This window comes from Vibrio sp. Isolate32, assembly GCF_022397955.1.
Taxonomy (GTDB): domain Bacteria; phylum Pseudomonadota; class Gammaproteobacteria; order Enterobacterales; family Vibrionaceae; genus Vibrio.
On sequence record NZ_JAKEUQ010000008.1, the window covers coordinates 143,521 to 162,037 of the forward strand.

Here is an 18,517-nt window from a genome sequence, read left to right on the forward strand (position 1 = left end):
TCCCTTTTTATTAATACGGATAATTAAGTCAATTCAGAAGCTTAAAACAGCCGAATCCACTTAACCTAAAAACCGAATTACTTAGTACCGAAGATCTTATCACCAGCATCGCCAAGACCAGGAACAATGTAGCCCTTGTCGTTTAGCTTCTCATCGATTGCAGCAGTGTAAAGCTCAACATCTGGGTGCGCTTTTTCTAGAGCCGCGATACCTTCTGGAGCCGCTACAAGCACAAGAATCTTGAAGTGCTTACAACCTTTTTCTTTCATTAGGTCGATAGTAGCGATCATAGAACCACCTGTTGCAAGCATTGGGTCTACCACTAGAGCAATACGCTCATCGATGTTAGATGCAAGCTTGTTGAAGTATGGTACTGGCTCAAGCGTTTCTTCGTCACGGTAGATACCAACAACGCTGATACGTGCACTTGGGATGTGCTCAAGAACGCCGTCCATCATGCCTAGACCAGCACGTAGGATTGGCACTACTGTTACTTTCTTACCTTTAATTTGGTCAACTTCAACTGGGCCGTCCCAACCATTAATAGTTACACGCTCAGTTTCAAAGTCTGATGTCGCTTCGTATGTTAGAAGGCTACCCACTTCTGTCGCTAGCTCACGAAAACGCTTAGTGCTAATCTCACCTTCACGCATCAGGCCAATTTTATGTTTTACTAGCGGGTGTTTCACTTCAACAACTTTCATTTCCAACTCCGGCAATATTTAAACAAACCTGTAGATTATACACGAATTCTGTGGTTATTTCAGAATCTTTATTCTAATAAAAAAAACCGCGCAAACGTTTGCTCTTCATATTCAAGCCCTGTTAGAATAGCGCCGTTTTCACATCCAACTTAAGTTCGAGGACTATCCCGTGAGTGGTAATACTTCTTCTCTAAGCTACAAAGACGCTGGTGTTGATATCGACGCAGGTAATGCACTAGTAGACCGTATTAAAGGTGCAGTAAAACGCACTCGTCGCCCTGAGGTAATGGGCGGTATTGGTGGCTTTGGCGCCCTATGTGAACTTCCAACGAAATACAAAGAGCCAGTACTTGTTTCAGGTACTGATGGTGTTGGTACTAAACTTCGCCTTGCTTTGGATCTGAAAAAACACGACACCATTGGTATCGACCTAGTGGCAATGTGTGTGAACGACCTAATCGTTCAAGGTGGTGAACCTCTATTCTTCCTAGACTACTACGCAACGGGTAAGCTAGATGTAGATACAGCTGCAGACGTTGTTTCTGGCATCGCTGAAGGTTGTGTTCAAGCTGGTTGTGCACTAATCGGTGGTGAAACCGCTGAAATGCCAGGCATGTACGAAGGCGACGACTACGATGTTGCTGGCTTCTGTGTTGGTGTAGTAGAAAAAGCGGACATCATCGACGGTACTAAAGTAGCTGCTGGCGACGTACTTATCGCTGTTGGCTCAAGTGGCCCACACTCAAATGGTTACTCTCTAATTCGTAAGGTACTGGAAGTATCTGGTGCAGATAAGAACGAAGAGCTAGAAGGTCGCACTATCGGTGAACACCTACTAGAACCAACTAAGATTTACATCAAGTCAGCACTTAAGATGATCGCAGAGCATGACATCCATGCTATCTCGCACATTACCGGTGGTGGTTTCTGGGAAAACATCCCACGCGTACTTCCTGAAGGTACTAAAGCAGTGATTGATGGTAAGAGCTGGGAATGGCCTGCTATCTTCAACTGGCTACAAGAGAAAGGCAACGTGGAAACATTTGAAATGTACCGTACTTTCAACTGTGGTGTAGGCCTTGTTGTTGCTCTACCTAAAGACCAAGCAGACGCTGCTGTTGAACTACTGAAAGCTGAAGGCGAAAACGCTTGGGTTATCGGTGAGATCGCGAACGCTGAAGCGGGCGAAGAGCAAGTTGAAATCAACTAAGTGAGTGCTCACTTAATTAGTTAATCAATGAGGACCTAATGGTCCTCATTTTGCTATTTGGCCCGCAGAAAACCTTAGTTTATGTAGGTAAATTGTAAACAGTTCAATTAATCAATCATATGACCCACTTTATGAAAAACAATCACTCTCAGAAAACCACTCAGTCTCAGAAAAATATCGTTGTGTTAGTTTCAGGAAGCGGCAGTAACTTGCAGGCGATCTTAGATGCTTGCGATAACAATATGATTGATGCTTCAGTCAAAGCTGTGTTCTCAAACAAGGCAGAAGCATTCGGCTTAGAACGAGCAAAAAATGCTGGCGTCGATGCACGCTCAGTGAACCCAAAAGATTTTGGTTCACGTGAAGAGTTTGATCATGAGCTGATGATTCAGATCGACGCCTATCAACCAGACTTAATCGTACTGGCAGGCTATATGCGTATTTTGAGTTCAGAATTTGTTCGTCACTACGCAGGAAAAATGGTCAATATCCACCCTTCTCTATTGCCTAAATACCCTGGTTTACATACCCACCAGCGTGCGATTGATGCGCAAGATAAAGAACACGGCACGAGTGTGCACTTTGTAACTGAAGAGCTTGACGGTGGTCCTGTAATCTTACAAGCCAAAGTCCCTGTGTTTGAGGACGATGATGCCGAGGTGCTGGCGGGGCGAGTACTCACTCAAGAGCACGCAATCTATCCGATGGTTTGTAAATGGTTTGCTGAAGACCGTTTATCTATGATTGATGGGCAAGCGGTGTTAGACGGAAAAGTACTAGGCAAACACGGTTACGCAGAAGAGTAGGATCAAGAATACAAAAAGGCCATTAACTGACGAGTGCAGTTAATGGCCTTTTTTATCGAATCATGTAATGAGACGTTTAGCTCAATGGTTCAGTAGGCGCTTGACTTGCGACCTTTTTAGGAGCGTAAGCGACATCTTCCAGCTCTTTGTGATTGTTGCCAATCAACTCACCTGAATGGAACAAGGCGTATTCACCCGGCTTCATTCTAAACCACTCTTCATTACCAGTGAGGGGTTGAGTAGCCACTACCGTCACCACATCATTCGGTGTAGTTTCTTCTTGGAAGTTAATCTCGACATCTTCATCGATCAAACTCGCGTTACCAAAAGGCGCACGTCTCGTTATCCAGTACAAATGGTTGGTACAGTATGTCATTACGTACTCACCATCGCTCAATAACATGTTGAAAACACCTTTCTCTCGCAGCTTATCACAACACTCAGCAACAAAGCGGAACATGCCTTCCATGTCTTGTGGTGGTTCAGGAAAGCGCTCTTCCAGTTGCTTAAGTAACCAACAGAATGAACGCTCGCTGTCGGTTTCACCAACTGGTCTAAAACGCCCACTCACTAAGTCATCGTACCCTGATAGTTGGCCATTGTGAGCAAAGGTCCAGTATCTTCCCCAAAGCTCACGAGTGAAAGGGTGTGTATTCTCTAGATTAACACCACCACGGTTGGCTTGACGGATGTGGCTGACAACAGCTTGGCTTTTAATTGGGTAGTTTTGAACCAATTCAGCGATCTTAGATTCACAGCTAGGATTCGGATCTTTAAAGGTACGAAAGCCCTTGCCCTCATAAAAGGTAATCCCCCAACCATCACGATGTGGGCCAGTATTGCCACCGCGCTGCATAAGACCAGTGAAGCTAAAACAAATATCCGTTGGCACATTCGCGCTCATACCGAGCAATTCACACATGGTTTAATCTACTCCCTATTAAAACCAATAATATGTCTGTAAAACTGTTATTCCATCTCTTTTTCAACAAGTTGAATAATGATGTGAATGATCTTGATATGAATCTCTTGGATACGGTCAGCGTAACCAAAATGTGGCACACGGATTTCAATGTCCGCGCAACCTGCCATTTTACCGCCATCTTTACCAGTCAGTGCAATTGTCTTCATGCCTTTCGCTTGAGCTGCTTCAATGGCTTTTAGGATATTGCCTGAGTTACCAGACGTTGATAGACCGAATAACACGTCACCTTTACGGCCAACCGCTTCAACGTAGCGAGAGAAAACGAAGTCATAACCAAAGTCGTTGCTCACACAAGATAGGTGGCTAGGGTCTGAAATCGCAATACCAGCGAAGCCTGGGCGGTTTTCACGGTATCGGCCTGTCAACTCTTCTGCGAAGTGCATTGCATCACAGTGGGAGCCACCGTTACCACAAGAAAGCACTTTACCTTCTTGTTTAAATGATTCAGCAATCAATTTTGCCGCCGCTTCAATTTGAGCAATATTATGGTCGTCACTCAAGAACTTGTTAAGAACCTCAGCAGCTTCGTTCAATTCACTTTTGATTAGGTCTTGGTACATAGGGCTTATCTCTTATTTTTATGTCGCAGTTTAGCTTGCGTGAAATGAGAACTGAGGGTTTCCCCTCTTTATAACTGAGTTTACCCACAAACATGAAATAGTGTCGACAGTTAAGCCCAAAGATTACCATCTTAATTAGGGTCTCTTGACCTTTCGAGCTGATTTTTTCAGCACTTTGTGGGAAGTTTATACAAGAAAGAGGCTTTGATGTGTAGTTAGCCTACATGAAAAGCCAATAACGCAGTAGAAATGAACCACAAAGTCTGCCCGAAGGGTTCGGCTAAAACGATTTTATCTCGAACAAAATTGAACCACGAAAGATCAACAGACCCTAACCTCTCACTGCCGATCCGTCCAAGTATTCACCACCAACCTCTCACAATTATAATTTTAGTTCTACTTAGATCACTTTTTATTCACTTTGGAGTTTTACAAATATTTAATATTTTGTTTACACTTAACTGGTTAGACCTCTTACCTAAAACTTAATAACAATAAGTGATCTCTGAAAAGGAAATCGATCATGAATATATTGCTCTCCCTACTCGGCATGACAGCTATCTTAGGTGTCTGTCTCTACCACAGAGTTAGTTTGGTACGCGCATTAATCGCACTAACTGGCGCAATGGTAGCTTTAACACTATTCGGCGACGTAGCGGTTACTGGCTGGCTTTGTTACCTATTAGCAGTTGCTACTTTTGCTGTACCAACCTTTCGACAAACTCTCATCAGCCAAAAAGCACTTTCTGTATTTAAGAAAATACTACCGGCGATGTCTCAGACAGAAAAAGAAGCACTGGAAGCCGGTACTGTTTGGTGGGAAGCAGAGTTATTCAAAGGCAAACCTGAATGGAAAAAACTACAGAACATTGCTGATCCAAAACTTTCTGAAGCGGAACAAGCGTTCCTCGACGGCCCGGTAAACACAGTATGTGAAATGGTCAATGATTACCAAGTCACTCATGAGCTTGCTGATTTACCACCAGAAGTGTGGCAATACCTGAAAGACCACAAGTTCTTTGCGATGATCATCAAGAAAAAATACGGTGGCTTAGAATTCTCAGCTTACGCTCAGTCTTTGGTTCTACAAAAACTAACGGGCGTATCTAGCGTACTGTCATCAACCGTGGGTGTACCTAACTCTTTAGGGCCAGGTGAGCTGCTGCAACACTACGGCACAGAAGAACAGAGAAACCACTATCTTCCGCGCTTGGCTGAAGGTAAAGAGATCCCTTGTTTTGCTCTAACTAGCCCAGAAGCAGGCTCTGATGCTGGCTCAATCCCAGATTACGGTGTGGTATGTAAGGGGGAATGGCAAGGCGAAGAAGTTCTTGGTATGCGCCTGACTTGGAACAAACGCTACATCACTCTGGCACCGGTTGCGACCGTACTGGGTTTGGCCTTTAAACTGCGCGATCCAGAAGGCTTACTGGGCGACCAGCAAGATCTTGGTATCACCTGTGCGCTTATCCCAACTGATTTGAAAGGCGTGGAGATTGGCAACCGCCACTTCCCACTGAACGTTCCTTTCCAAAACGGTCCAACTCGAGGTGACGATATTTTCGTTCCTATCGATTTCATCATCGGCGGTCAGAAAATGGCAGGTCAAGGTTGGAGAATGCTGGTTGAATGTCTTTCAGTGGGCCGTGGTATCACACTGCCTTCAAACTCAACGGGTGGCATTAAAACAGCAGCTCTCGCAACTGGTGCTTACGCTCGCATTCGTCGTCAATTTAAGCAACCCATTGGTCGCATGGAAGGGGTTGAAGAGCCACTTGCACGCCTAGGTGGTAATGCTTATGTCATGGATGCAGCGAGTAACCTGACCGTTGCAGGTATCGATCTGGGTGAAAAGCCTTCGGTTATCTCAGCAATCGTTAAGTACCACTGTACGCACCGCGGTCAACGAAGCATCATCGATGCAATGGACATCGTAGGTGGTAAGGGTATTTGCTTAGGCCCATCGAACTTCCTAGCTCGTGGCTACCAAGGCTCTCCAATAGCGATTACCGTTGAAGGCGCAAACATCCTGACTCGTTCAATGATCATCTACGGTCAAGGTGCGATTCGTTGTCACCCTTACGTTCTTAATGAAATGGAAGCAGCATACTCTGAAAGCAGCGATGCGCTTGATAAGTTTGATTCAGCGTTAGCAGGACACGTTAGCTTTACACTAAGTAACCTAGTTCGTAGCTTGTGGTTTGGTTTAACTGATGGCCGTGGTTCGGACACACCAACACCTGCCAATAACACCGATAAGCTGACAAAACGCTACTACCAACAGCTGAACCGTTACAGTGCTAACCTAGCGCTACTGTCTGACATTTCAATGGCTGTATTAGGTGGCTCACTGAAACGTAGAGAGCGTCTATCTGCTCGTCTAGGTGATATCCTGAGCCAACTATACCTAGGTTCTGCGACACTAAAACGCTTTGAGAGCGAAGGCAGCAATGCAGAAGACCTGCCGCTAGTACACTGGGGTATGCAAGACAGCTTACGTCAAACTGAAGTGGCAATTGATGAGTTCTTAGCAAACTTCCCTAACCCAGTGGTGGGACGCCTACTACGTGTTGTGTTAATGCCATTTGGCCGTATTCGCCGCGCACCAAACGACAAACTGGATAGCCAAGTCGCACACATCCTACAAACACCGAGTGCAACACGCTCACGTATCGGCCGTGGTCAATACTTAGCGGATACTCAATACAACGCGGTAGGTAAGATTGAGAAAGCATTGGAGGTTATTCTTCAAGCTGAACCTCTGTTCGACAAAGTCTGTAAAGAGACGCATCAAAAGCGCGCCTTCCTACGACTGGATTTGGTCGCTCAATTAGGTCTTGAGAAAGGTATTCTGACTGAGAAAGAAGCGGTACTGTTAGAGAGTGCAGAGCAACATCGACTTTACACCATCAATGTTGATGACTTCTCACCAGAGGAGCTAGCAGCAAAACCACAGTATCCAGACCAATCGATTGATAACGTAGCTTAGATTTTGCTTTAGAAACAAAAACGGGACTCATTGGAGTCCCGTTTTTTTGTTCAAAATATAGGTGCTTGTAAGGGATTAAGTAGCTCTCTTAAAACAACTCAATCACGTAGGGAATTACTTGGGTGCCTTAAGTTGCATCTCTGGTTGAGCTCTTTTCTTCTCAGTCACTTTGCGAACCACAAACCAAATCAGCAAGCCCAGAAGAATCGCAACCACATTACCTACGCCAATAATAATCATACTGCGCTTTCTATCTTCTTCTCGCTTCTTCAGTATCATCATTTCAGTGGCAATTCGCTTCTGCTCCGCTAATGCCTCTTCTTGCAGGCGGCGGGATTCCGCTAGATCAATACCTTGAACCACACTGTAAGAGTGCTCAGTGATAGGAAACGTCAGTGGGCGCTGGCTAGAAGCATCGGTGGCATACACCATTCCCGACCAGTTATAAATCCCCAGATCACCATTGTAAGGGATCTCCAAAGGCACCTTCATCGCATCGACATCCGCTTGGCCTTGCTTATACATCACGTACTCATCTGGTGCTTTGTGCTCAACGTGAACCGCTAACGAACTCGGCGCTATCATGCCTTGCTCGCCAGAGACCACGATAGTATGAGGCAAGCCTTCTTTGCGAGACTGGATAAAGGTAGTGGTGATAGGTGTTGGATAGACCAAGACCTCTTGCTCTTGCGCTCGCAGGAATACACCATTACCTGAGGTAATACGCGCTCGATATTTACCAGGCTCGATATCTATTGGCAAAGAGACCGTAAACACACCATCTCCAGCTTTTTCATCAAGCTCAGCGCCATCATCGGCAAATTCGCCCATCACAACCGGAACCGGGCGAGCTTCTTTCACTAAGGATTCTTCGTTTTCAACAAACTTAGTAAAGGTGACCTTAAGCTTCACGCGGTCGAGAAAATCGCGCAGCACAAGCGGCTTACCATCTGAGGTCAATCGAGCGGTAAATTTGATGCGTTCAGTTTGATACAACTTATCGGGAAACTCATTAGCATCTAAAACAAGATGAGACAGGAGCTTGATATTGTTCTTAGGGGAAACTTTACCTACCGCTTGCCATGGGCCCGGCATCGGCTTATCAATAGAGACAATGTCCATTGAGGATTCTTCATACCAACGGACATTGTCAGCGTTACGCCAAGAATAGTATTTCTTGCCGTCAGGACGAACCAAAACGACAGGTTTAGAGTTATCGGCTCGATAAATTATAAAGGTAATTTGTTCTATGCTTGGATCAACTCGGAATCGGTTGTCCAATAAACTCATTACGGATTCTGTTGCCGCGTGCAAGCTAAAGCTTAATAGCAACAAACAACCTGTAGCCAATACCCTTAACATACTTTCTCCCTACTGACGCCAGAGGCAGCTTCCGCTTTTCTCGACGAGATCTAAACGACTTTGATGCGCTTCTACTTCATCGGCCGTTGCTCGTAAAACCTTTAGGGATTTTCGACCACTTTCTACTCTTCGGATACTTTCTACGCCGTCTTCTTGCTGACCAGCGTTAAATTGCAGTGACGTTTGCCCACCCGTCATCAATAGGTAGACGTCAGCTAGGATCTCCGCATCGAGCAATGCGCCATGGAGTGTACGGTGCGAGTTATCGATGCCATAACGTTCACATAAGATATCTAGGTTGTTTCTTTTACCCGGGAATATCTTTTTCGCCATGTCCAGAGTATCGGTAACTTTACAGTAATCGTCTGTCTTACCGATCATAGGATCCAGTTTCTCAAACTCATAGTCCATGAAGCCGGTATCGAAGGGCGCGTTGTGGGCCACCAGCTCAGCGCCTTTGATGAAGTCAAGAAACTCTTTATGGATGTCTTGGTATTCAGGCTTATCAACCAAGAACTCATCGGTAATACCGTGAACGCCAATCGCCTCTTCTTGAATCGCACGATCAGGCTTGATGTAAACGTGGAAGTGGCGTCCAGTTAACTTACGGTTGATGATCTCTACGGCACCGATCTCTACGATGCGGTGACCCATGTAGTGAGGACCACCTTCGGTATTCATACCGGTTGTTTCGGTATCGAGTACGACGATGCGCTTGTTTTCATTCGAACTGTTTTTTTCGTTCGCGGTTTGTTCTGGAGTGCTACTGGTATTCATAAGGATAACTGTGTCAGACTATGCCGATAATGTGCTTGAGGTAATAGTATCAAATCATGACGAAACAAGTTGAAATTTTCACTGATGGTTCTTGTTTAGGAAATCCAGGGCCTGGCGGCTATGGCATCGTACTTCGCTACAAGAAAGTAGAGAAGACGCTCGCGCAAGGCTATACCCTAACGACCAACAACCGCATGGAAATGCTCGCTGCTGTTGTAGCACTACAAACCCTCAAAGAGCCGTGCTCGGTGATTCTGACTACCGATAGCCAATACGTTCGTCAAGGCATTACGCAGTGGATACATAACTGGAAAAAGCGTGACTGGAAGACAGCCGACAAAAAGCCGGTAAAAAATGCCGATCTTTGGCAAAAACTCGATAAAGAGACAGCACGCCACACTGTCGATTGGCGTTGGGTGAAAGGACACGCAGGCCACCGTGAGAATGAAATGTGTGATGAGTTGGCACGCACTGCTGCCGAAAACCCAACCCAAGAAGACACAGGCTATCAGCCAAGTTAATATTGGGAGCGGGTAAAGATATCCAATAGCAAAAAGCCGACTACGAGTCGGCTTTTTCTGTTTTTAGCGAGCGAAGTGCGCGAATGGAATGCAACGTGCAGCGAGTATCAGTCCTAAAGCTTGCACCAACAGGAGAGAAGCGTCGTTTGAGGTGCCAATGAGGCTTAATAGGTTTGAGCGGATAAGTGCGCTTGCGAGCAACAATAAAGTATTGGCTTCCAGCAAACGAGGCACAACCTCCCAAAGCATTTTCAAGCCACGTCCACATCGCTTGATACTTACTCATCGGGAACAATGCATAAGTATCACAATGAATCACTTCATAATTCAATACGCCCAACCAGTCTTTTACGCGGCTTGGCGTGTACATGCGCCCACTCCAAGGTAAACTGTTTTTGCGCCAAGGCATCAAACTCGCAAGCCCTGTCACACTGAATGGATTGAAACCAGTGATAATGATATAGCCATCGTCCATCATCACTCGGTCGACTTCTCTCAATAACCGGTGGGGGTCATTGCTATAATCTAATTGATGACTCAGCACCACAACATCAAAGCTTTTCTCCAAAAAGGGCAAATTGTAGTCATCCGCTATCACATTATGTAATGGGTTCTGGATATCTAGGTTTACTTGATGTTGAATGTTGCATGTGCAGCTAGAAATCTCACTGCTGAGACCGCCGAGCTTGAGCATATGGTAACCAAATAGCTTTGGACACCACTCATCGAGTCGAGTTTGAATAGATTCTCTCAACCAGTCCCCATTGTGCAATTGCGCCCAAGTGTAAGGACGCTCAAACTTCTTCCTGCTACGTGCTGGCTTCATCAATAATCTGCCTCACTTATTCTGTTTCACTAAACGTGACTGGAGAACCAATAATGTTATATATCAAAAGCATACCTGCATTTAACGACAATTACATATGGCTGATTCAAAATAGCGATCGCCGTTGTGCTGTCGTCGACCCTGGTGATGCGGCTCCAGTATTAGAGTACTTGGCGTTCCATGAGCTAACTTTAGATGCAATCTTGATTACACACCACCACCACGATCACATTGGTGGCGTTCCAGAGCTGGTAAGACAATTTCCCGGCGTGGATGTCGTGGGTCCAAGGAATGAGCCAATACCAACCTTAACGCATCCTGTTGATGACGGTGACCAATTAGAACTGTTTGGTGAAATATTTCTCGTACTAGGGCTCAGTGGCCACACCGCTGGCCACATTGGTTATGTGGGCGATGCTAAACTGTTTTGTGGTGACGTGCTGTTCTCTGCGGGCTGTGGCCGCATCATGGAAGGCACACCACAACAGATGTTTGATGCATTGAATAAGATTGCAGTACTTCCCCAAGAAACCGAAGTTTACTGTGCACATGAGTACACTGCCGCCAATATTGCTTTCGCATTAGCGGTTGAGCCTGATAACAAACATTTGCAGCAATACCGCGACCAAGTGAACCGACTTCGTGCTCAAAATAAGTCGACCATCCCCACAAATTTGAGACAAGAGAAGTTTGTGAATCCCTTCCTGCGCTATACCGAGCCAAGTGTAGTAAAATCAGTGTCTAATCGAACCGAGCAGACCGATCCTTTATCGGTATTCACCGCTTTACGTGCGTGGAAGAACGAATTTTAACAAAGACAGACTTGTCACTCATAGGGGGTGGCAAGTATTATCATTGGCCGTTAATTAAAAAGGCTGTAACATGCGAGTTAAGTACAGCTGGGCTTTGGTATTACTACTTTCTGGTTGCCAATTAACTCAGTCAGATAATCAAGACCAAGCTTCCGAGCAAACCAACACATCTCCTACTAAAGAAGTTTCTCAAGCGATCGTTTTATCAGAAGCAACAGCCAAAGAAGATCAAACAGTTGAAGCACCTGTCGTTACTCCACAAACACAAGAAGATGTTTGGAAACGGATTGCGATGCAACTTGAAATGGAAGTACCAGACCAAAAGAAGGTCGACTACTACCGAACTTGGTACCTCAAGCACCCAAGTCATCTAAAAACCGTATCAAAGCGTGCTGAGCCCTTCCTGTATCTGATCACAACTAAGGTTGAAGAAAAAGGCTTACCACTAGAACTGGCCCTATTGCCCGTTGTAGAAAGCTCTTTCGATGCATTTGCCTACTCACATGGCAGCGCAGCGGGCCTATGGCAATTCATTTCAGGCACAGGCAAAGACTACGGGCTTGAACAAAACTTTTGGTATGACGGCCGCCGTGATGTTGCCGCTTCTACCGATGCTGCATTGGACTTCTTATCAGCTCTTAACAGACGTTTCGATGGCGACTGGAACCACGCAATTGCTGCGTATAACAGTGGTGGTGGTCGAGTAAACAGTGCAATCCGCAAGAACAAGAAACTGGGCAAGCCAATTGACTTCTTCTCTCTCGATTTGCCAAAAGAAACCAGCAGCTACGTACCGAAACTACTGGCACTGGCAGACGTCATCGCTAACCAAGAAAAGTACGGCATTGATATCCCGGCGATCCCAAACAAGCCTGTACTGACTCTGGTTAACCCTGAAGAGCAACTTGATTTAGCGATTGCTGCAAACTACGCTGGCATAACTGTAAAAGAACTGCAAAGCTACAACCCAGCTTATAATCAGTGGGCTACATCACCTGAGAAACACCAACAATTACTGCTTCCTTTAGACTCAGTTGAAAAATTCAACAAAGAAGTTGCGGCACATAAAGGCAAAGGCATGAAGTTGGTGCGCTACAAAGTTGAGCCTGGTGATAGCATTAGCGTACTGGCAAGTAAATATAACACCACCAGCAAAGTGATCCGCTCTGTAAATGGTTTGAGCAACAATAATATTCGTATTGGTCAACACTTACTTATCCCAACATCAACCAAAGACAACAATACATACGCACTAAGCGCTTCAAACCGCCTAGCAAGCACACAGTCGAAGAGTCGTGGTCAATATAAGCTCAGCCACACAGTAAAAAGTGGTGAAAGTCTATGGACGATTGCACGTGCAAATAAGGTATCTCACCAATCACTGGCGAAGTGGAATGGTATGGGGCCACGCGACACGCTTAGAGTTGGTCAAGAGCTGGTCATTTGGAAAAATGGCTCAGACGGTGCCATCATCCGAACTATCTTTTATAACGTAAGATCAGGTGACACAGTCAGTGGTATTTCATCAAAGTTCAAAGTAAAAAGTGCAGATGTTGTAAAATGGAACGATTTGCAGAACAAGAAATACCTACAGCCAGGACAGAAACTGAAGCTGTATGTCGATGTAACAAAGGTAAGTGTATGAACCCGTCAAGTAACCCACTCATCATGCTGTTGGATATATTCCGTTCACCAACAGCTTGTTTCCTAGCGCTTTATCAACGAAGTGCTTGGGGATGGCAACCCTACGTCGTATTAATGCTTAGCCCATTTTTATTTTGGGGTGCTTATTTTTCGAATGTCGATTTTGCTTGGTTAAGTGCAGAGCTATCTAAGCAATTAGCTCAAACAAACCCAGACCAGTTGGCGTTACTTGATAGTAATACACTACTTGCTAGTGAAATTATCAGCGATGTGTTTAGCCGCACGCTCACTATCGTTCTTTTGGCATTTTGGTTCAACCTTGCAACCAAACCAAGCCAACATCAGCATAGCTTCTGGCGATGGTTTGCAGCAGCATCAGTTATCATCTTCCCAGCAGTTTTAGGTGATATTGCGAGCTACGCATGTCTAATCCTAAAGCACGGTCATGTGATGAACTACGCCGCTGACTTGAACAGCTTAAACGGCTTAATCAAGTTACCGCTTACAAGTGATTGGTCACAATTTGCTAGCTCTTTACCACTGCTACTGCCTTGGTACATCGTACTTGGTTACGCGGCGGTATTAACGTGGACAGAGTTTGAGCGTGGGCAAGCACTGGTGATTTCAGGCTTGCCGTGGATTGGCTATTACCTAATCTGGGCTATCTACATTTTAGTTTCGTAGATAACCGTTACTGAATCTTAGCTTTACGCTATTTAGCCTTAAAAGTGACTAACATTGGATTATGATCAGAAGCGTCCGTCATGGGCGCTTTTGCTTTTTCTACCTCGAGCCCTCGATAGAACACATGGTCTAGCACTAAACCCGTAATAAATTGGGTTCGGTTATCTGGTTCAAAAGTAACTTCTGTCAAACCAACCTTTTCCAACGAATCTTTCAATACAATAAAGCGAGCCTCACTCCAACTATTAAAATCCCCAGCAAAAATAACAGGCCCACGATACGTTTGTAGATTGTCAGTTAAGCTCTTGAGTTGAGCTTCATAATCTTCGGTACCAAAGGTAAAGTTCACGGCGTGAATGTTGATCACCGCCAGCTCTTCACCATTACTCAACTTGTAACGGGACCATAGGGCAGACTTAGGTAACTGCAACCAAGGCTCTTCATGAGTATAAGCACAAGCCTCGATAGGCAAATGAGTCGCGAGGTTGAGTACTCCAGCACTTTTTTCAAATGCCTCAAACGCATTCACACGAATACTTCCCCATTGACCACTCGTTACCCACTGACGAAGTCCATCCGTCATGCTCGCCTCTTGCAGCAGTACTAAGTCGCTTCCCGCTATCAGCTTATTGAGTTCAATCTGCCAATGACTATGGTTTTGCTTATAAATATTCCACACTGTGAGACTTAAGCCGTCAGACACATCCAGCGCTTTAGGTTCAGAGTTTTGGTAGCAGCTGTAGATGTCATTGCTGGTATTTGGAGAAGACGTAATAAGATTAGGCTTATTTGGGATCACGAAAATAAAGTGAAAACTAACAACAGCCAGTGTTATCAGTAATGTGATAACTATGATGGTTTTCTTGAACATAAAGCACCCTACCAGAAATGAAAAAGGAGCGATAAACGCTCCTTTTAGGGTAATAGTTTTTTTATACGGCGTCTTCGTCTTCTTCGCCAGTACGAATACGTACCACACGTTCAACGTCAGTAATGAAGATCTTACCGTCACCAATTTTTCCTGTTTGCGCCGTTTCGATAATAGTATCAACACATTGGTCAGCCACTTCATCGGTTACAACAATTTCCAATTTCACTTTAGGTAAAAAGTCGACCATGTACTCTGCGCCGCGGTATAGCTCAGTATGACCTTTCTGACGTCCAAAGCCTTTAACTTCAGATACTGTCATACCCGTAATACCCACTTCTGCAAGTGCTTCACGTACATCATCAAGTTTGAATGGCTTGATAATGGCTTCAATCTTTTTCATGTTCATCCCTTAAACTGTGCGAATGGCTCATTATCGGTTAGCTATAGTAAACATGCAATGAAAAAAGCCAGAGCTCTAACCGTCATTCCGCAGCCAATTTCAGAATTAGAATAATGTGATCCAGTGATCGTTTGCAGCTGTTAGTACGACAGAACTCTTGACCGTGATCCTCAGTTTTGATCTATTACTGTTATTTAACGGTCACTTATTATGTCTACTGCTCAACCTGTCATTAAACGCTTGGACCACTTAGGGCTAATCGCTGCTTTCTGTCATGAAGTCGGTTTACCAGGCATTATTGATCGCTTATTCCCAAATACTCNGGCTAAAAACATTGAAGCTCACCATTTAACTGACGATGTACTCGGACGCACGTTAGATGCTTTGTATGAAGCAGATGTGTCAGCGCTTTACCAAGCGATTGCAGAGCATGTCGTTGATAATCTTAGACTTAAAACAGACTCTGTCCACCTTGATATCACTAGCTTTCATGTCGATGGTGAATACGCCCAAGACGAAGATCTTAATGCCATCAAACTGGTAAAAGGCTACAGCCGAGACCACCGTCCAGAGCTAAACCAAGTGGTCCTTGAGCTGATCTGTGAAAATCAAGCAGGTCTGCCTGTTTACATGCAAGCACTCAGTGGCAACACCAATGATGCGAAGGCATTTTCAGAGGTCACCAAGCGACATATTCATTGCCTAAAAGCAGCTCAAAACAGTCGCTACTTCATCGCTGATGCCGCTCTATATACCGAAGAAAGCATTCGTTCACTGGATGAGCAACAACAGAAGTTTATTACGCGTGTTCCAATGACGATTAAGTCAGCCAAAGAAGCCTTAATGAACCTTAAACCAGAGCAGCTGAGCTGTATCGGCAATGGTTACTCGGGTTGTTGGGTTGATGCTGACTATGGCTCGGTATCTCAGAAGTGGTTGTTGGTTCATAGTGAGCAAGCAACCAAGCGAGAAGAAGCAACGTTCTATAAAAACTTAGACAAAAATATCACCAAAGAGCTGAAAGCGTTGGRGCAGTTAATGAAAAAGCAGTTTGCTTGCGCTGTGGATGCCGAGCAAGCAATGAGCGACTTCGCCAGCCAGTGTCATTTGCTTGGCTTTGCGCAATCAACCCTCGTAAAAGAGCCAATCTATTCAGGTCGCGGCCGGCCAAAAAAAGACGCAAAGCCAACGGGATATCACTATTTAATAGACGCTACGCCTTATACCGATTTGGAAAAAGTGAAATTAGCCAAGCTTAAAGTAGGGAAATCGAAGCGCTGTTGATGATCATGACGCTAAGTTTACTCGTTTACGCTAGCTTAGAGCACAAAATCCGAGAGAGTCTCACTAAAACCGAGGAATTCTTTCCTAGCATGGTGAAGAACAAGAAGACAACTAAACCGACAGCGCGTTGGGTATTCTTAAAGTTCGAAGGTATAGACATACTCGAAATTGGCGGTCAAAGCTCCATCATAGGTGTTCAAGAGCATCAGGCTCGGCTACTCAAGCTTCTTGACATACTGTATGAAGCGGTTTATTCCTAAATTGGCTGCGGAATCTCGGTTAATATTGCAAAGCCTCTAACGGACTGGCCATAATCAGTCACCCACTACACGCTACCCATATCAGCCGTGGTTTTGATTTCTTAGGTTTTAATCATAGGAAGTACAAAGGGAAAGTGCTCATTAAACCGAGCAAATCCAGCACACTGCTGTTCTTGAGTAACTTGCGCGAACACATCAAAAAGCACGCAACTATCCCCGTCAACGCTTTAATCAAGTTGATAGATCCGAAACTCAGGGGCTGGCCGAATTACTATCGACACTGCGTTGCGAAACAGGTATTCGGATATGTAGGCCACAAGCTATTCCATATGTTATGGCTCTGGGCTAAAAGGCGTCATCCAACAAAATCTAGAACTTGGATCGCCCTTGAATACTTCATCAACCGTCAAAGTCAATGGCAATTTCACGGTTGGCAGAAGATCATAAATATGGATTGTCAGTTCAATCTGTTTCAAATAGCTAAGGTGCCAATAGAGAGACATGTGAAAATCACGAGTGCCGCTACGCCTTTTGATCCTCAATATCAAGAATACTTGGCTAAGAGAAAATCAAAGAAACAATACCGTAATTCTTGGCATGAGCCTGCTCTCGCTACTTCATAAGTTGCCGGGTGCCAATTAGTGCCTTGCTCAGTGCGGTGAAAGTTGCGCGCTGAGCTCTTAGAGGGACGACACTTGGTATCAGGTGTCGTCTACTCGACATAGATGCTTTAGCGAGAGCCATCTTTCGCCAGTTATTATCTTTGTTTTCACTACAAATTATAAACTTACTTATAGGCTTTGTTGCTTAAATCGATGGAACTAAATCAAGAAACTACGATCTGATCGGCTACACCCATCAGCCCCCGTAGCCTCATGCCTAAACCTTGTTACAAAACAACAAACTGGAAGCAGTACAATAAAGCCTTAATCAACCGTGGTTCTCTGACTTTTTGGACTGATGAGGAAACGATAGCCGAGTGGAAGCAAAACAAACAAGGTAAGCGTGGTAGACCTCGCCGATTCAGCGACTTAGCCATTACTACCGCACTAATGGTGAAACGCGTTTTCTCTATGCCATTGAGAGCGCTGCAAGGTTTTCTAGACTCAGTATTTAAGCTAGCTAACATCCCGCTTGTTTGTCCGCACTACACCTGTATAAGCCGCCGAGCTAAGGAAGTTGAGGTTTCATTTAAAACCAAAACCAGAGGTGCGATACAACATCTAGCAATTGATGCCACGGGCCTCAAGGTTTATGGCGAAGGTGAATGGAAGATCAAGAAGCATGGAACTGATGGGAAGCGCAGAGTGTGGCGTAAGTTGCATATCGCAGTAGATACAAGCACCCACGAAATAGTCGCAGCAGAACTGAGCTTATCTAATGTAACCGATGCCGAAGTGCTTCCCAACTTACTCTACTCAAGCAGACACGTCGTAAAATCATTGAGATATCGGGTGATGGCGCTTATGACACAAGGGATTGCCATGATGCTATACGGTTCAAGCAAGCAGCTCCACTTATCCCGCCACGAGAAGGGGCGGCCTTCTGGGAGCAAGGACATCCTCGCAACTTAGCAGTAGGTTGCCAGAAGCTCTACGGTTCCAACAAGAAGTGGAAAAAGCGGTATGGCTATCACAAACGCTCGCTATCAGAGACAGCAATGTATCGAGTGAAACAGTTGTTAGGCGGGAAATTAAGCCTGAGAAACTACAACGCTCAAGTTGGCGAGACTTACGCTATGATCATGGCGCTGAATAAGCTTACAGGGTTAGGTATGCCTGAAACTCAGTGTGCTGTATGAGAATCGTTCAATTTCAGGCAA

At 45.0% G+C, this 18,517-nt stretch carries 15 protein-coding genes and 3 pseudogenes; 10 read left to right on the top strand and 8 right to left on the bottom strand.

The annotated features are described in order from the left end of the window. Positions 1-77: 77 nt before the first annotated feature. Positions 78-704, bottom strand: a complete 627-nt coding sequence (gene upp / locus L1D11_RS08460) for a uracil phosphoribosyltransferase (protein WP_004738627.1) — start codon at positions 702-704, stop codon at positions 78-80. Between the two features lie 169 nt (positions 705-873). Between upp and purM the strand changes: the two genes are divergently transcribed. Both purM and purN read left to right on the top strand, forming a co-directional pair. Beyond that, positions 874-1,914 (top strand): phosphoribosylformylglycinamidine cyclo-ligase, encoded by a 1,041-nt coding sequence (gene purM, locus L1D11_RS08465; protein ID WP_239833692.1) that lies wholly within the window; start codon positions 874-876, stop codon positions 1,912-1,914. Between the two features lie 131 nt (positions 1,915-2,045). Then, the gene (gene purN, locus L1D11_RS08470) at positions 2,046-2,720 is read left to right on the top strand and encodes a phosphoribosylglycinamide formyltransferase (protein ID WP_239833693.1); all 675 of its coding nucleotides are present in this window, start codon (positions 2,046-2,048) and stop codon (positions 2,718-2,720) included. A gap of 76 nt (positions 2,721-2,796) precedes the next feature. Here the strand turns inward: purN and L1D11_RS08475 are convergent, their stop codons facing one another. Beyond that, positions 2,797-3,642 (bottom strand): class II glutamine amidotransferase, encoded by an 846-nt coding sequence (locus tag L1D11_RS08475; protein WP_239833694.1) that lies wholly within the window; start codon positions 3,640-3,642, stop codon positions 2,797-2,799. A 47-nt stretch (positions 3,643-3,689) separates the two neighbouring features. After that, positions 3,690-4,265, bottom strand: coding sequence for a D-sedoheptulose 7-phosphate isomerase (gene lpcA, locus L1D11_RS08480; protein ID WP_239833695.1), 576 nt, complete (start codon positions 4,263-4,265; stop codon positions 3,690-3,692). Positions 4,266-4,788: 523 nt separating this feature from the next. On the opposite strand from lpcA, the gene fadE reads away from it, so the two are divergent. Further along, positions 4,789-7,254 carry an acyl-CoA dehydrogenase FadE gene (gene fadE / locus L1D11_RS08485; RefSeq protein ID WP_239833696.1) on the top strand — a complete coding sequence of 822 codons (2,466 nt, stop codon included), beginning with the start codon at positions 4,789-4,791 and terminating at the stop codon, positions 7,252-7,254. Positions 7,255-7,368: 114 nt separating this feature from the next. Here fadE and L1D11_RS08490 read toward each other — a convergent pair whose 3' ends face one another. After that, on the bottom strand, positions 7,369-8,616 hold the full coding sequence (locus tag L1D11_RS08490; protein ID WP_239833697.1) for a TIGR03503 family protein: 1,248 nt from the start codon (positions 8,614-8,616) through the stop codon (positions 7,369-7,371). 9 nt (positions 8,617-8,625) lie between these two features. Continuing rightward, positions 8,626-9,393, bottom strand: coding sequence for a DNA polymerase III subunit epsilon (dnaQ, locus tag L1D11_RS08495; protein WP_239833698.1), 768 nt, complete (start codon positions 9,391-9,393; stop codon positions 8,626-8,628). A gap of 56 nt (positions 9,394-9,449) precedes the next feature. Between dnaQ and rnhA the strand changes: the two genes are divergently transcribed. Then, positions 9,450-9,914: a ribonuclease HI gene (rnhA, locus tag L1D11_RS08500; protein WP_008222935.1), complete on the top strand. Its 465-nt coding sequence runs from the start codon at positions 9,450-9,452 to the stop codon at positions 9,912-9,914. A 40-nt stretch (positions 9,915-9,954) separates the two neighbouring features. On the opposite strand, the gene L1D11_RS08505 is transcribed toward rnhA, so the two are convergent. Beyond that, positions 9,955-10,740 carry a class I SAM-dependent methyltransferase gene (locus tag L1D11_RS08505; protein WP_239833699.1) on the bottom strand — a complete coding sequence of 262 codons (786 nt, stop codon included), beginning with the start codon at positions 10,738-10,740 and terminating at the stop codon, positions 9,955-9,957. A gap of 53 nt (positions 10,741-10,793) precedes the next feature. Here L1D11_RS08505 and gloB point away from each other — a divergent pair, with 53 nt between their 5' ends. The 3 genes from gloB to L1D11_RS08520 all read left to right on the top strand — a co-directional run bounded on the left by gloB (position 10,794) and on the right by L1D11_RS08520 (position 13,880). Further along, entirely contained in the window at positions 10,794-11,552 is a 759-nt protein-coding gene (gene gloB / locus L1D11_RS08510) for a hydroxyacylglutathione hydrolase (protein WP_239833700.1), read from the top strand. Between the two features lie 70 nt (positions 11,553-11,622). Next, positions 11,623-13,197: a LysM peptidoglycan-binding domain-containing protein gene (locus L1D11_RS08515; protein ID WP_239833701.1), complete on the top strand. Its 1,575-nt coding sequence runs from the start codon at positions 11,623-11,625 to the stop codon at positions 13,195-13,197. Continuing rightward, positions 13,194-13,880: a YIP1 family protein gene (locus L1D11_RS08520; protein ID WP_239833702.1), complete on the top strand. Its 687-nt coding sequence runs from the start codon at positions 13,194-13,196 to the stop codon at positions 13,878-13,880. The genes L1D11_RS08515 and L1D11_RS08520 overlap by 4 nt, the downstream gene beginning before the upstream one ends. 28 nt (positions 13,881-13,908) lie before the next feature. Here the strand turns inward: L1D11_RS08520 and L1D11_RS08525 are convergent, their stop codons facing one another. Both L1D11_RS08525 and glnB read right to left on the bottom strand, forming a co-directional pair. Beyond that, a complete protein-coding gene (locus L1D11_RS08525) occupies positions 13,909-14,751 on the bottom strand; it encodes an endonuclease/exonuclease/phosphatase family protein (protein ID WP_239833703.1) in 843 nt (280 codons plus the stop codon). 61 nt (positions 14,752-14,812) lie between these two features. Next, complete coding sequence (glnB, locus tag L1D11_RS08530; protein WP_004738609.1) at positions 14,813-15,151, bottom strand: nitrogen regulatory protein P-II; 339 nt, start codon at positions 15,149-15,151, stop codon at positions 14,813-14,815. Positions 15,152-15,361: 210 nt separating this feature from the next. On the opposite strand from glnB, the pseudogene L1D11_RS08535 reads away from it, so the two are divergent. The 3 pseudogenes from L1D11_RS08535 to L1D11_RS08545 all read left to right on the top strand — a co-directional run bounded on the left by L1D11_RS08535 (position 15,362) and on the right by L1D11_RS08545 (position 18,496). Beyond that, positions 15,362-16,695, top strand: a pseudogene (locus L1D11_RS08535) (IS1634 family transposase). 74 nt (positions 16,696-16,769) lie between these two features. Continuing rightward, positions 16,770-17,318 (top strand): annotated as a pseudogene (locus L1D11_RS08540) (group II intron maturase-specific domain-containing protein); the annotation flags it as partial. 252 nt (positions 17,319-17,570) lie between these two features. Then, a pseudogene (locus L1D11_RS08545) lies at positions 17,571-18,496 on the top strand (IS5 family transposase). Positions 18,497-18,517: the final 21 nt, after the last annotated feature.

Coding starts and splice junctions, on each gene's coding strand:
- purN (WP_239833693.1), top strand. CDS start 2,046: ATGAAAAACAATCACTCTCAGAAAACCACTCAGTCTCAGAAAAATATC.
- upp (WP_004738627.1), bottom strand. CDS start 704: ATGAAAGTTGTTGAAGTGAAACACCCGCTAGTAAAACATAAAATTGGC.
- gloB (WP_239833700.1), top strand. CDS start 10,794: ATGTTATATATCAAAAGCATACCTGCATTTAACGACAATTACATATGG.
- lpcA (WP_239833695.1), bottom strand. CDS start 4,265: ATGTACCAAGACCTAATCAAAAGTGAATTGAACGAAGCTGCTGAGGTT.
- L1D11_RS08490 (WP_239833697.1), bottom strand. CDS start 8,616: ATGTTAAGGGTATTGGCTACAGGTTGTTTGTTGCTATTAAGCTTTAGC.
- glnB (WP_004738609.1), bottom strand. CDS start 15,151: ATGAAAAAGATTGAAGCCATTATCAAGCCATTCAAACTTGATGATGTA.
- L1D11_RS08520 (WP_239833702.1), top strand. CDS start 13,194: ATGAACCCGTCAAGTAACCCACTCATCATGCTGTTGGATATATTCCGT.
- L1D11_RS08515 (WP_239833701.1), top strand. CDS start 11,623: ATGCGAGTTAAGTACAGCTGGGCTTTGGTATTACTACTTTCTGGTTGC.
- fadE (WP_239833696.1), top strand. CDS start 4,789: ATGAATATATTGCTCTCCCTACTCGGCATGACAGCTATCTTAGGTGTC.
- rnhA (WP_008222935.1), top strand. CDS start 9,450: ATGACGAAACAAGTTGAAATTTTCACTGATGGTTCTTGTTTAGGAAAT.
- L1D11_RS08525 (WP_239833703.1), bottom strand. CDS start 14,751: ATGTTCAAGAAAACCATCATAGTTATCACATTACTGATAACACTGGCT.
- L1D11_RS08505 (WP_239833699.1), bottom strand. CDS start 10,740: ATGAAGCCAGCACGTAGCAGGAAGAAGTTTGAGCGTCCTTACACTTGG.
- L1D11_RS08475 (WP_239833694.1), bottom strand. CDS start 3,642: ATGTGTGAATTGCTCGGTATGAGCGCGAATGTGCCAACGGATATTTGT.
- dnaQ (WP_239833698.1), bottom strand. CDS start 9,393: ATGAATACCAGTAGCACTCCAGAACAAACCGCGAACGAAAAAAACAGT.